This window comes from Micromonospora sp. NPDC048986 (genome assembly GCF_040649335.1).
Lineage (GTDB): Bacteria > Actinomycetota > Actinomycetes > Mycobacteriales > Micromonosporaceae > Micromonospora > Micromonospora alfalfae.
This window is the reverse complement of the sequence record NZ_JBEZFJ010000001.1, coordinates 73,648-85,879: the sequence shown is the minus strand read 5'-3', so window position 1 is coordinate 85,879 and position 12,232 is coordinate 73,648. Positions and strand designations below refer to the sequence as shown.

At 72.4% G+C, this 12,232-nt stretch carries 13 protein-coding genes; 7 read left to right on the top strand and 6 right to left on the bottom strand.

What is annotated here, in order from left to right; genetic code table 11:
- Window positions 1–116: 116 nt before the first annotated feature.
- Window positions 117–737: a DivIVA domain-containing protein gene (locus tag AB0B94_RS00460; RefSeq protein ID WP_357266618.1), complete on the top strand. Its 621-nt coding sequence runs from the start codon at window positions 117–119 to the stop codon at window positions 735–737.
- Complete coding sequence (locus AB0B94_RS00455) at window positions 734–1,231, top strand: SRPBCC family protein (protein ID WP_238671220.1); 498 nt, start codon at window positions 734–736, stop codon at window positions 1,229–1,231. The genes AB0B94_RS00460 and AB0B94_RS00455 overlap by 4 nt, the downstream gene beginning before the upstream one ends.
- Here AB0B94_RS00455 and AB0B94_RS00450 read toward each other — a convergent pair.
- Entirely contained in the window at window positions 1,176–2,072 is an 897-nt protein-coding gene (locus AB0B94_RS00450; RefSeq protein WP_357266614.1) for a sterol desaturase family protein, read from the bottom strand. The two genes, AB0B94_RS00455 and AB0B94_RS00450, sit on opposite strands and share 56 nt — an antisense overlap.
- Window positions 2,073–2,209: 137 nt before the next feature.
- On the opposite strand from AB0B94_RS00450, the gene AB0B94_RS00445 reads away from it, so the two are divergent.
- Together AB0B94_RS00445 and AB0B94_RS00440 are read left to right on the top strand one after the other, a co-directional pair.
- Window positions 2,210–2,791 carry a DNA-3-methyladenine glycosylase I gene (locus tag AB0B94_RS00445; RefSeq protein WP_357266611.1) on the top strand — a complete coding sequence of 194 codons (582 nt, stop codon included), beginning with the start codon at window positions 2,210–2,212 and terminating at the stop codon, window positions 2,789–2,791.
- A 13-nt stretch (window positions 2,792–2,804) separates the two neighbouring features.
- Window positions 2,805–3,428, top strand: coding sequence for a hypothetical protein (locus AB0B94_RS00440; protein ID WP_357266608.1), 624 nt, complete (start codon window positions 2,805–2,807; stop codon window positions 3,426–3,428).
- A 161-nt stretch (window positions 3,429–3,589) separates the two neighbouring features.
- Here AB0B94_RS00440 and AB0B94_RS00435 read toward each other — a convergent pair whose 3' ends face one another.
- From AB0B94_RS00435 to AB0B94_RS00420, 4 genes are read right to left on the bottom strand one after another with little or no spacing between them, the layout of a single operon-like run.
- The gene (locus AB0B94_RS00435; protein WP_357266606.1) at window positions 3,590–4,831 is read right to left on the bottom strand and encodes a DUF1501 domain-containing protein; all 1,242 of its coding nucleotides are present in this window, start codon (window positions 4,829–4,831) and stop codon (window positions 3,590–3,592) included.
- Window positions 4,832–4,845: 14 nt separating this feature from the next.
- Window positions 4,846–6,144, bottom strand: a complete 1,299-nt coding sequence (locus AB0B94_RS00430) for a DUF1800 domain-containing protein (RefSeq protein ID WP_357266603.1) — start codon at window positions 6,142–6,144, stop codon at window positions 4,846–4,848.
- 59 nt (window positions 6,145–6,203) lie between these two features.
- Window positions 6,204–6,995: an enoyl-CoA hydratase-related protein gene (locus tag AB0B94_RS00425; protein WP_357266600.1), complete on the bottom strand. Its 792-nt coding sequence runs from the start codon at window positions 6,993–6,995 to the stop codon at window positions 6,204–6,206.
- Between the two features lie 4 nt (window positions 6,996–6,999).
- On the bottom strand, window positions 7,000–7,818 hold the full coding sequence (locus AB0B94_RS00420) for a PaaX family transcriptional regulator C-terminal domain-containing protein (RefSeq protein ID WP_091394799.1): 819 nt from the start codon (window positions 7,816–7,818) through the stop codon (window positions 7,000–7,002).
- A 190-nt stretch (window positions 7,819–8,008) separates the two neighbouring features.
- Here AB0B94_RS00420 and AB0B94_RS00415 point away from each other — a divergent pair, with 190 nt between their 5' ends.
- Both AB0B94_RS00415 and AB0B94_RS00410 read left to right on the top strand, forming a co-directional pair.
- The gene (locus AB0B94_RS00415; RefSeq protein WP_007455245.1) at window positions 8,009–8,176 is read left to right on the top strand and encodes a DUF3117 domain-containing protein; all 168 of its coding nucleotides are present in this window, start codon (window positions 8,009–8,011) and stop codon (window positions 8,174–8,176) included.
- Window positions 8,177–8,323: 147 nt separating this feature from the next.
- Window positions 8,324–9,799 carry a leucyl aminopeptidase family protein gene (locus AB0B94_RS00410; RefSeq protein WP_357268367.1) on the top strand — a complete coding sequence of 492 codons (1,476 nt, stop codon included), beginning with the start codon at window positions 8,324–8,326 and terminating at the stop codon, window positions 9,797–9,799.
- 54 nt (window positions 9,800–9,853) lie between these two features.
- Here the strand turns inward: AB0B94_RS00410 and AB0B94_RS00405 are convergent, their stop codons facing one another.
- Window positions 9,854–10,549: an O-methyltransferase gene (locus tag AB0B94_RS00405; protein WP_357266597.1), complete on the bottom strand. Its 696-nt coding sequence runs from the start codon at window positions 10,547–10,549 to the stop codon at window positions 9,854–9,856.
- Between the two features lie 172 nt (window positions 10,550–10,721).
- On the opposite strand from AB0B94_RS00405, the gene AB0B94_RS00400 reads away from it, so the two are divergent.
- On the top strand, window positions 10,722–12,158 hold the full coding sequence (locus tag AB0B94_RS00400; protein WP_357268365.1) for a trypsin-like peptidase domain-containing protein: 1,437 nt from the start codon (window positions 10,722–10,724) through the stop codon (window positions 12,156–12,158).
- Window positions 12,159–12,232: the final 74 nt, after the last annotated feature.

Below are 12,232 nucleotides of genomic sequence, written 5' to 3'. Positions count from 1 at the left end.
CCGGTCCCGACGCTAGTCGGTCGCCCGTCCACGATTCCGGGCGGGCGTCGGCACCGATCGTGATCGAGGCGGGTGGCGGGGTCGCTCCCGGACGGCTGCCATGCCACGATCAGTACATGGGTCAGCTTCTGCTCCTCCTGGTCGTGGCGTTGACCGTCGCGGCGGTGATATTCGGCGTGACGGTGCTGGTCAGTGGGCGTGATCCCGGGCTGGTGCCGGCCGAGCCGGATTCGCAGGCCGTGGCCTTGCCGGGCACCCGCCCGTTGCGCGAATCCGACGTGGGGGCGGTCCGTTTCGACACCGGGTTGCGCGGGTACCGGATGGACCAGGTCGATCAGGCGTTGCGCCGTGCCGCCTACGACATCGGTTACAAGTCCGAGCTGATCGGCGTACTGGAGTCGGAGGTCATCGCCTTGCGTGAGGGGCGCACCGACGACGCGGACGTGCTGCGGCAGGCCCGCGAGCAGTCTGCCAGCAAGGTGAGCACCGCGAACGCGGCCGAGTCGGGCGACGCGGCCGAGTCGGGCGACGCAGCGGAGCCGGGCGAGGATGCGCCGTTGACCGGCGAGGCAGGCTCGGCCCCGGTCGGCTCGACGACTCCCGGCCCGTTGCCCGCCGCCAGTTCGTCCCCGGCGGATTCCGACGGGGTGGCGCCCGCCGACGACGAGTCGGCCGATCGTGAGCAGACGGCCGGCACCGAGCAGCGCGACGCGGTGGTCAGGTCGGAGTCGGCGTGACCGAGCCGGAGGGCGCTGACGATCTTCGCGAGGCGGCCCGACCCGGCGCGGGTGAGGTGACCGCCACGGTGATCGTCGAGGCCCCGGCGGAGCGGGTGTTCGCCGCGCTGCTCGCCTGGGAACGTCAGTCCGACTGGATTCCGTTCACCCGCGTGCGGGTGGTCGAGGGCGACGGGCGCGAGGGCAGCCGGATCGAGGCGGTGACCGCGCTCGGCCGGGCGACACTGCGCGACGAGATGCGGGTGGTCCGGGTCGACGAGCCGTACGAGATCGGCGTCGTGCACCACGGCCAGCTGCTGCGCGGCCCGGGGGTGCTGCGCTGCACCCAACTGGACCGGGACCGCACCCAGGTCGTCTGGCACGAGTGGTTCCACCTGCCGGGCGGCCCGGCCGGTCGACTGGCGTGGCCGGTGCTCTGGCCCGGCTCCAAGCTCGGCCTCACCCAGGCGCTGAAGAGGTTCGCCCGCCTGGTCGAGCAGGGCCGGCTGCCCTGACCGGGGAGCCCGGTGCCGGCTGCCAACCCGGTGCGCGGAACAGGTGTCCGACCCGGTGCCGCCAGGTCACCGCGGCGCGCAGGTCCCGGGCGATCGAGGCGTACTCGTGGAAGGCCACCCGGACCGGGTTGTAGCTGCCGACGTTCTTGGTCAGGCCGTACACGCAACGTTCCCCTTCCGGCGCGAACGACTTGAAGAGCCGGTCCCAAACGATCAGGATGCCGCCGAAGTTGCGGTCCAGGTAGCTGCCCTGCGACGCGTGGTGCACCCGGTGGTGCGACGGGGTGTTGAACACCGCCTCGTACCAGCGCGGCATCTTGTCGATCCGCTCGGTGTGGATCCAGAACTGGTAGAGCAGGTTGACCGAGCCGCAGAACGCGACAACGGCCGGGTGGACGCCGGCCACTATCAGCGGGATGTAGAACACCCAACTGGTCAGACCGGTCCACGGCTGGCGCAGCGCGGTGGAGAGGTTGAACCGCTGCGACGAGTGGTGCACCACGTGTGAGGCCCAGAGGATGCGGATCACGTGGTGGCCGCGGTGCGACCAGTAGTAGCAGAAGTCCTGCCCGAGCAGGATCAGCGGCCAGGTCCACCAGAGCTCGGCGACCCGCAGCGGGGTGAGCGCGTAGAGCAGCGCGTACGCGGCGGCGATCGGCACCTTCCAGAGCAGGTCGGCGAAGATGCTGCCCAGGCCCATCGCCATGCTGGTAGCGGTGTCGGCGCCGCCGTAGCCGACCTCGTCGTCGTCGCGGTGCAGCAGGTAGGAGACCCGCTCCAGCACGATGAGCAGCACGAAGGCCGGGATCGACCAGGCGATGACGTCCGGGAACTCCTTCACCGTGCGGCCTCCGCTCGCCGTCACCGGCCGGGGCGCACCGTCGGGTGACCTCGACCTACCGGTCGGTAACAAGCACCATAGGCAGCCGGGCCGCCGGTGGCAATGGGGTGTCGGACGGATGCCCTAGCGTGTACGGGGTGACTGACCTGGTGATCGGCGCCGACGGGCTGGCTCGCTGCGCCTGGGGGTCGAGCACCCCCGACTACGCCATCTACCACGACACCGAGTGGGGGCGGCCGCTGCGCGGCGACGACGCGCTCTACGAGCGGATGACGCTGGAGGCGTTCCAGTCCGGGTTGTCCTGGCTGACCATCCTGCGCAAGCGTCCGGCGTTCCGACTGGCCTTCGACGACTTCCACATCCCGACCGTCGCCCGCTACGACGACGCCGACGTGACCCGGCTGCTCGCCGACGCCGGCATCGTCCGCAACCGGGCCAAGATCGAGGCGGCGATCGCCAACGCCCGCGCCGCACTGGAACTGCCGGAGGGCCTGTCGGCGCTGCTCTGGTCCTTCGCGCCGGAGCCCCGGCCAACTCGCCCCGCCTCGTTCGCCGAGCTGGCACCGATCACCCCGGAGTCGACGGCGATGGCCAAGGCGCTCAAGAAGCGCGGCTTCCGGTTCGTCGGCCCGACCACCGCGTACGCGCTGATGCAGGCCACCGGGATGGTCGACGATCACATCGTCGGCTGTCACGTCACCCTTGCAGCGGCGGCGTGATGAGATGGCAGGCATGACGACCGAGACCGCGCACCGGGCCGGTGCGGCCGGCAACGCCGACGGGGTGGGCACCTGGGCGGTGCTGCTGCCCGCCGAACGGTACGAGGCCGAGCGGCTCGTGCACCACGACACGCTGGAGCTGACCGGGCTGACCGACGTCGCCCGGCCAGGGCCGGGCGACCAGGTGGCAGTGCTGGTCGACGCGCCGCCACGGCTGGTGGCCCTCGGCCGGGTCACCGCGCCGGGTCGACGCCACCGCGAGGACCCGGACGACCCGCAGTCCCCGGTCGAGCCGGGCACGCTCGTCGTCGCGTACACCCGGCGGGCCTTCGACGAACCGGTGCCGGCCGACCTGCTGACGCTCGACGAGCAGGTCACCGCTGTGGAGCCGGCGGCCTTCCGGGCGCTGGCCGACCAGCTCGGCCCGCCCCCGGCGCGGCGCACCTGGCTGGTCAGCCTCGACCTGCCGATCGAGGCCGGCACGCCGGCCGAGGCGGTTCGGCTGTTCTGGTCCTACGTGCAGGAGCTGGGCCCCCGTGAGCTGCCCGCCTTCGTCTCGCCGGCCGGCGACGAGCTGGCCATGCAGGCGTTCGTGTTGGGCGAGCAGGCCAACCAGGACCCGGAAGAGGACGACTAGGGCGTGTGTCGAAGTCCTCGGTCGAGCCGAGGCGGAGTCCAGGCGGCGGTTCGGCAAGGCGGAGGCGGCCCGGATACCGGTGTTGTATCCGGGCCAACCTCCAACGCGGCCGGCCGTCGTCTGGGCCCGCCGCAGGCCGGCCAGGGGCGTCGACACACGCCCTAGAACAGCTTCTCCACGCGTCCCCGCCAGTCGCTGAGGACCGGACCCGGGTCGGTGTCCAGCACCCGCTCCAGCAGCGTGGCGTAGACGTCACGGAAGTCGGTGGTGTATTTCAGGTCGCCGTCGTCGAGGTCGGTGAGGCTCGGTGCTGCACCGTGCCAGCCGCCCCGGACGCCCGCGCCGAGCAGCAGCATGTCCGAGGCGGTGCCGTGGTCGGTGCCGTCCGAGGCGTTGGCCCGTACCCGACGGCCGAACTCGGAGTAGACCGCCACCACCACCTTCCGGCCCGCCTCGGTGCGACTCATCCGGTCGGCGAACCCGGTCAACGCCCGGTCCAGCTGACCCAGCAGCACTGCCTGCAACTGCTTCTCGTCGGCGTGCGTGTCGAAGCCACCCAACGACACCGAGAAGACCCGGGTGGACACTCCCGCCTCGACGCACTGCGCCACCAGGTCGAGCTGCGCGTCCAGTGGGGTGCGGGCCCCGCCGGTGGCCGTCGCGGGAGCCTGCTCGCCGTCCGGGTCCGCCGTGTCCGGGTCGGCGGAGTCGCGTACCTGGCGGATCATCTCGTCCACCGACCGCAGGTCGGCGAAGCAGGCGGCGGCCCGACCCCGGGCCGCCGACTCGCCCGCCTCGGCGGCGGCGAACGCGGTCAGTGTCGCCGCGGGCAGCCCCTTTGCGGCCTTGCGGTCGGACACCGGCACCGCCGCACCGGCGCTCTGGGCCCCGGCCAGCAGCGGCGGCAGCGCCGGCTCGAAGGAGACAGCCAGTCGGGGATCGCCACCGGCGCGGTCCAGCCACCGCCCGAGCCAGCCGGTGTTGCCGGGCCGGTCCGGTTGCGCTGTGTGCCAGATGTCCATCGACCGGAAGTGGCTGCGGTCCGGCTTCGGGTAGCCGACCCCGCGCACGATCGCCAGCCCACCGCCGGACCAGCGCTGGTGCAGGCCGGCCAGTGCCGGGTTGAGGCCGAAGTCGTCGTCCAACCGCCGCACCTCCCCGTCCGGGTACGCCAGCTCGGGGCGGGCCGCCCGGTAGGCCGGGTCGGCGTACGGAATGACGGTGTTGAGACCGTCATTGCCGCCGTAGAGGGTCACCAGCACCAGCGTGCGGGACTGCGGGTCGCGGTCCCCGCTGGTGTCCAGCAGGTCCCGCAGGCTGTACGCGCCGGCCCCGGCGGCCAACGCGCCAGCGCCGACCACTCCGCTGGTCAGCAGGAACCTGCGTCGGGTCACTGTGTCCATGTCGACTCCTCCGCTCAGCTGACTGTGTATTCGGGGCTGACCAGGCCGGCGGCCAGCAGCTTGCGGGGCTCACCGGCCAGCGGGGTGAGAGCGGCGCGGGTGCGCCCGCTCCAGCCGTCGACCACCAGCAGTCGGGCCAGCGCGTCCGGTCGGCCGGCGGTGGGCGCTGCGGTCAGCCGGGCCAGCACCGATGGTGCTGTGGCGGCGGCGAGCAAACCTGCGGTCCGTAGCCGGGCCTGTAACGACGAGGTGGTCAGCCAGGCGGACCCGGCCGGCCAACCGCCCACGCTCGGTGGACGCAACGGCACCTGGTCGAGCGCGTTCAGACCGGCCAGCAGTTGTTTACGTTGCTGCTCGGGCAGCGCTGACGGTCGGATGCCGAGCTGCCGCAGCGCACCGACCAACCACTCCACCGGCTGTTTCACCAGCGTGCCCCGGGTCTGCGCGAAGGCCGGCGCGGAGAAGATCGCCCGCACTGTCGCGATGGTGTCCGCGCCGGCCAGACCCTCCGGCGCCGGGGTCTCGGGGCCGGCGTAGCGGAACCAGAGCCGACCGGCCACGAAGGTCGCCGCCGCCGGTTGGGCCGTCAGCAGACCGGCGTACGCCTCGGCGTCGAACCGGCCGCTGTGGCCGAGGATGTTCTTCTCGCCGGGGTCGTGCCGCTTGGGCTCGAAGCGGGCCACCCCGGTACGGCGGTCGACCACCCAGCCGGTCAACGCCCGCGCGCCGGCCTTCACGTCGGCCTCGCTGTAGGCGCCGATGCCGAGGGTGAACAGCTCCATCAGCTCGCGGGCCAGGTTCTCGTTCGGTGCCTTGCGGGTGTTCTTCTGCCCGTCCAGCCAGAGGATCAGGGCGGGGTCGCGCACCATCGCGGCGACCAGCGGGCCCAGCGGTCCACGGCCGTGCCGGCGCAGCGTCTCCAACTGGCCCACCATCAGCCGCGCCGACTTGACCTTCTGCGCGCTGGTTGCCCAGTGCCCGTGCCAGAAGAACAGCAACTTCTCGGTCAGCCCGTCCTCGGCGGCCACCATCCGGTTCAGCCACCACTCGGTGACCTGCTGGAGTTGCTTGCGGCGCTCCGCGTTGGCCTGCTGCCGCTGCTCGCGGGTGGAGTCCTTGGTCAGCTCGGCGTACGGGTCGGGGGGCAGCGTCGGGGTCGGTGTGGCAGCCGCGCCCCGGTCCGTCGCCGGCTGGGTGAGCAGCCGGTCCAGGGTTGCCGCCGGCCCGGCCCGTTCGGCCGCGTCCACTTCGTCCGCGGTCGGCCCGAAGGTGGCCCGGCGCAGCAGGTGCGCCACCGCTTCACGATCGCTCATGCCCGCCGACGCTAGGCGTCCCGTGTTCGAGGACGGTAAGGGAGGCGTCCGGATCGCGTTCAGCGTCCCTCGAAGACCGGTTTCTGCTTGCCGACGAAGGCGAGGGTGGCCGATCGGTGGTCGGCGGTGGCGCCGCAGATCGACTGGGCCTGCGCCTCGGCGGCGAGGGCGTCGGCGAGGGTGCCGGCGTCGGCGATGGAGAGCTGTCGCTTGATCGCCCCGTAGGCGACGGTCGGGCCGGCGGCGAGGCGGGCGGCCAGCTCCTGGGCGACGGGCAGCACCTGCTCGTCGTCGTCCGTCAACCTGTTGAGCAGGCCCACCCGGCAGGCTTCCTCGGCGCGGACCGGCTCGGCCAGCATCAGCAGCTCCACCGCCTTGGCGTGCCCGACCAGTCGGGGCAACGTCCAGGAGGCGCCGGTGTCGGCGGCGAGACCGACCTTGGCGAAGGCCATCAGGAAGCTGGTGGACGGGCCGCCGATGCGGATGTCGGCCAGGAAGGCCAGCGACGCGCCGGCCCCGGCGGCCATCCCACGGACCGCGGCGATCACCGGCTTGGGCAGGTTGGCGAGCCGGGCGGCGATCGGGTTGTAGTGCGCCCGCACGGTGCCCAGCGGGTCGTTGGCGGAGTTTTCCAGTGTGGCCACGTGCTCGCGCAGGTCCTGCCCGGCGCTGAACGATCCGCCGGCTCCGGCCAGGACGACAGCGCGGCAGGACCTGTCGGTCTCCAACTGCGCGAGGGTGTCCCGCAGCGCCTCCTTGAGCGCCACGTCGAGCGCGTTCATCGCGTTCGGCCGGTTCAGCGTGAGGGTGACGACGGCATCGGTCCGGTCGACCAGCAGCGGCTCGGTCACGTGTCTAACGACCCTTCTGTCGGACGATGCGGTTGCCGGCGTCGAGGCACTGTTCGACGTACCGGTCGGCGGCCGGGCGCAGGCGGGCTGCGTGCCGGTCGAAGAAACTGGCAGCGGCGGTGCCGGGCCACCGCTCGGGCAGCAGCGCCGGGGGCAGCTGCGGATCCTGGAAGAGGAACGTACGCCAGGCGTGCACGAGGCGGAACCGCGTCGCGTACGCCTCCTCGTCGCTGCTGCGTACCGTGACGGCGGCGAGCAGCGGGCGCTGGTCCGCGACGAACCGCTCGTAGGCGCGGCCGATCTCGGCCAGGTTCCAGGCGCGCCGGACCACGCCCATCGCGCCGGGGGTGCCGGAGAAGTGCGAGGCGGTGAACCGCTCGAACCGGATGCCGGTCTCGGCGAGGAGCAGGTCGACGTCCTCTGCGGGGCGGGTGGCGACCCAGGTCTGCTCGTCGAGCGTCCCGTAGCCGAGGAAGCTCAGGTTGGCGGCGAGCCGCTGGCGGTCCCGTCGGGAGCCCGGGGCCTCCAACACCAGCAGATCGAACCGGCCGTCCCAGGTGACCCGGCCGGTCCGGTAGATCCGGGCAGCTGCCTCGTCGAGTCGGCGGGCAGCTTTCGGTGTGATCGAATATCCCGGTCCGGAGACCAACCGGAGGGGCTCGAGCCAGCCTTGACGCACCATCCGGGAGACGGCGGTGCGAACTGCTGGCGGTGCGATTCCCAGCGGCGCCAGTAGCTTGACCAGGGCAGCAACCGGTGCCCGGCCACCCCTCGGACGGAGGTGGTCGCCGTACAGGTCGAAGAGTGCCGACCGTGCCTGCATGACCGCACATTGTGACAGGCCTTCTCAAGATAAGCTAGATGCTGTTACATCAATGCTGCTCCGGTTTGGGTCCGGCGGTGTTCATCAGGGAAAATCGTCAGTCGACACCCCCGCGACCGTTGCGGGTGGTCGTGACGAAGTGGCTGTGGGGCAACCCACCGACCCTGGTGTAGGTCTGAGGGGAGACAACATGGCGGCGATGAAGCCGCGGACGGGCGACGGTCCGCTGGAAGTCACCAAGGAGGGGCGGGGCATCGTCATGCGGGTCCCGCTGGAGGGCGGTGGCCGGCTCGTCGTCGAGATGACTCCCGACGAGGCCAACGCGCTCGGTGACGCACTGAAGGCAGCGGCCGGCTGAGTAAGGAGTGCTCCGGGCGGCTCGCGCCGCCCGGAACGTTCTTCAGGCCCTGAGCCACCGGAATCACCGGTGGCTCAGGGTCTTCAACGCTGCGGGCAGGTGGGTTCGCCGTCGGCCCGCGACACTTTCCTGGAGGTACGGTTCCGCGTGCTCGCCATTCGTCTGATCGCCGAGCCCGACCGGCTCGACGTCCTCGTCCTGCCCGTCCGCTCCGCCGATTCGACGGCGGAAGGCGGCACCTCGGCCGAGCCGGTGCCGACCGCCGTGGCGGGCCCGGACGGCACTGCCGACGAGGCGGCCGCGCTGGCGTCAGCGGCCCGGCTGACCGGCCGGGCCGGCGAGATCCACACCCAGTTGCGCCCCGGGCGTACCCCAGGCCGGCTGCTGCTGCTCGGCACCGGTGACGGCGACGAGGCGGCCTGGCGGACGGCCGGCGCGGCACTGGCCCGCTCAGCTTCGGCTGAGACGCATATCACCATCGCGCTGCCGGCCGAGGTCACCCCGGCCGCGGTTCGCGGGTTGACCGAGGGGCTGCTGCTCGCCCCGTACCGGTTCCGACTCACCGAGGCCGGTGACCGACCGGCGCTCAGCGGCGTCGACCTGCTGCTCGACGACCCCACCGGGTACGAGGACACCGTCGCCACGGCCCGAACCACCGCCGCGATGACCCATCTCGCCCGGGACCTGACAAACACTCCCTCGTCGGTGAAGACCCCGCAGTGGTTCGCCGACCAGGTGGCCTCCGCCGCCGCCGACCTTCCGGACCTGCGACTGCGGGTCCGGGGCCCGGCCGAGCTGACCACCGAGGGCTTCGGCGGGATCCTCGCCGTGGGCGGTGGCTCCGCCAGCGGACCACGGCTGGTCGAACTGGACTGGCACCCCGCCAACGCGCGCACCCACGTGGTGCTGATCGGCAAGGGCATCACCTTCGACACCGGCGGCATCTCGATCAAGCCGGTGGCGTCGATGAAGCTGATGCGCAAGGACATGGCCGGCGCGGCCGCTGTCGTCGCCGCCACACTGGGCGCCGCCGCGCTGCGGCTGCCGGTCCGGATCACCACGTTGGCCCCGCTGGCCGAGAACATGGTCAGCGGCTCGGCGTTCCGCCCCGGCGACGTGATCCGGCACTACGGCGGTACGACCAGCGAGACGACGAACTCCGACGCCGAGGGTCGGCTGGTCCTCGCCGACGCGCTGGCGTACGCGGTGCAGCAGCTCAAGCCGGACCTGTTGCTCGACCTGGCCACGCTCACCGGCGCGAACTCGGTGGCGCTGGGCAAGCGCACCGCCGCCCTGTACAGCGAGAACGACGAACTGGCCGCCAGCGTGCTGGCGGCGGCCGAGGCGGCCGGCGAGTCGGCGTGGCGGATGCCGCTGCACACCGACTATGTGGAGTATCTCGGCAGCGAGATCGCCGACCTCTACAGCGCACCCACCCAGGGTGCGGGCTCGGTGCTGGCCGCGCTCTACCTGCGCGAGTTCACCGGCGAACTACGCGACCGCTGGCTGCACCTGGACATGTCCGCCCCGTCCTGGGCCGACGGCGACCAGGCCGAGGTCAGCCGCGGCGCCACCGGCTGGGGCGTCCGCTCGTTGCTGCGCTGGCTCGCCGACGTCAACTAGGGCGTGGGTCAGAGCCTCGGCGCGACCGAGGCTCTGACCCGTCCTGGGCTCGAATCAGCACTTCACAGCGGCGAGCAGGCCGTGCCCGACCGGAAGCAGCGCGGGAATCCAGTGCTCCGACTCCCGGACCGCCTTGATCGTTTCGCGAACCGTCACCGTCTCCGCGTCCCGGGCGGACGGGTCGCCGATCCGGTCGCTGGCCAGCACGCCGTTGAGCGCCAGCACGCCTCCCGGGCGCAGCAACCGCAGCGCCGCCTCCACACAGGCGTGGAAGCCGGTCGCCTCCGCGTCCACGAAGACCAGGTCGTACGCGCCATCGGCCAGCCGGGGCAGCACGTCGAGCGCCCGACCGGTGATGATCCGGGTACGCCCGGCCGCGAAACCCGCCTCGGCGAAGATCCGCCTGGCGATCCGCTGGTGCTCCACCTCCACGTCGATGGTGGTGAGCACGCCGTCGACGCGCATGCCGCGCAGCAACCAGACGCCGCTGACCCCGGTGCCGGTGCCGATCTCCACCACCGCACGGGCGTTTCCGGCGGCGGCCAGCAGTCGCAGCGCCGCCCCCGCGCCGGGGGTGACCGCGTCGAGGCCCACCTCCCGGGCCAGGCTGCGGGCGGTGCGCAGAACGAGATCCTCGGTGACGTACGACTCGGCGAAGTGCTGGGCCTGTGTCGTCGAACTGCCGGAACCGGCGGCCGTGGCGATGGGGCACCTCCGGGGGCGGTGCGTGGTGCGGGGGCGGGTTGGCACTGTGAGCGTAGAGGCGACCGTTGTGGGGCGCAGCTGCGCCTCCGCCGGAAGCGATCACGGGGCAACCGCTGACTGCACCGCGTCCATCCGTGCAATCCTGGAGGCGGTATCCCGTCAGCCGCGACCAGACCGGCCAGTGGCCGGGCGACGCGGCACGGGATCCGGGGACGGACTGGGAGGCACCGACGTGACCGACGGCTGGGACTGGCGCCGGGGCGGTGAGACTCCGGCTCCGGCGCGACCGCCCGGGGCAGGAGCCCCGTCGGTGGGGCCGCCGACCATGCCGGGGGCTGACCGCACGCCCCTCGCCTCGCCAGGCGGCGCGCCGACACCGGGCTGGCCGGCGTCTTCCGGCGCGCCGACCCCGGGCTGGCCCGCGCCGGCTGCGGGCGAACCCAACTCGGCCGACGCGTCGGCCTGGTGGTCGGACGCGCTCGCCGACCCCTGGCGCGACCCGGCGGCCCCGGCCGCTGTGGTGGTGCCCGGGGTGGTGGCGCCCGGCACCGAGCCCGAGCCGGTCAGCGACCCCGACGCGCCGGGCCGGCCGACACTGCGCCACCTGTTGCTCATTCCCGTGATCACCGCGCTGCTGGCCGGCACCCTCGGCGGTGCGTTGGGCTACGCGTTCGCGGTGCGCGGCGGCGCTGGTGCGGCGATCCTCGGTGCTGCGCCCGCTGAGGTGCCGGCGTTGGCGCAGCGCAAGCCGGAGTCGCTGGCCGGGGTCGCCGAACGGGTCCTGCCCAGCGTGGTCACCGTACGGGTGAGCAGCCTCGGCGGGACCAGTGAGGGTTCCGGGTTCATCGCCAGCGCCGACGGTCATGTGATCACCAATGATCATGTGGTGGCCGGCGGCACCGGCAAGGCCTCGGTGGTCTTCAACGACGGCAGCACCGCACCGGCGACCATCGTCGGTCAGGACGCGGAGTCGGACATCGCGGTGATCAAGGTGAGTCGTCAGGGGTTGCGACCTGTGGAGTTCGGCGACTCCGACGCGCTGGCGGTCGGCGACCCCGTGCTCGCCATCGGCTCGCCGTTGTCGTTGGCCAACACGGTCACCGCCGGCATCGTGAGTGCGCTGGACCGGACGATGCAGGCCGGCGAGCCGGGCGGCCCGGTGCGTTACTACGCCGCCATCCAGACCGACGCCGCGGTCAACCACGGTAACTCGGGCGGCCCACTTGTCGACGGCGCCGGCCGGGTGGTCGGAGTTAACTCCACCATCAAGTCACTTGTCGCCGAGGGGCAGGAGGCGGGCAATATCGGGCTCGCCTTCGCCATCCCGATCAACCAGGCCAAGCGGGTGACCCAGGACATCATCGGCACCGGCAAGGCCCGGCGTACGGTGATCGGCGCCCGGGCGGACGGCCCGACCGGGGTTGTCGGCGGCGGCCTGCGGCTGGCCGAGGTGGAGCCGTCCGGCCCCGCTGACGGCGCAGGACTGAAGGTCGGCGACGTGATCCTCAAGATCAACGGGCGGCCGATGACCGAGCCGACGGATCTGACCGCGTTGGTCCGCAAGTACGCGCCGGGCTCGGTCGTGACAGTCGAGTATCGGCGGGGTTCCGCCCGGCAGAACACCTCGGTAACTCTCGCCGCGGACGCGAAGTGACTCACCTCGGAAGCGAGACGAACAGCGGCGCACCCCCTGCCCGAAAGCGGTCCGCCGTGCGTAGTCTTGCTGCT

What these genes read in the sequence shown, in the direction of transcription:
- AB0B94_RS00460 (WP_357266618.1), top strand. Translation starts at nt 117, where the DNA reads ATGGGTCAGCTTCTGCTCCTCCTGGTCGTGGCGTTGACCGTCGCGGCG.
- AB0B94_RS00440 (WP_357266608.1), top strand. Translation starts at nt 2,805, where the DNA reads ATGACGACCGAGACCGCGCACCGGGCCGGTGCGGCCGGCAACGCCGAC.
- AB0B94_RS00435 (WP_357266606.1), bottom strand. Translation starts at nt 4,831, where the DNA reads ATGGACACAGTGACCCGACGCAGGTTCCTGCTGACCAGCGGAGTGGTC.
- AB0B94_RS00430 (WP_357266603.1), bottom strand. Translation starts at nt 6,144, where the DNA reads ATGAGCGATCGTGAAGCGGTGGCGCACCTGCTGCGCCGGGCCACCTTC.
- AB0B94_RS00420 (WP_091394799.1), bottom strand. Translation starts at nt 7,818, where the DNA reads ATGCAGGCACGGTCGGCACTCTTCGACCTGTACGGCGACCACCTCCGT.
- AB0B94_RS00415 (WP_007455245.1), top strand. Translation starts at nt 8,009, where the DNA reads ATGGCGGCGATGAAGCCGCGGACGGGCGACGGTCCGCTGGAAGTCACC.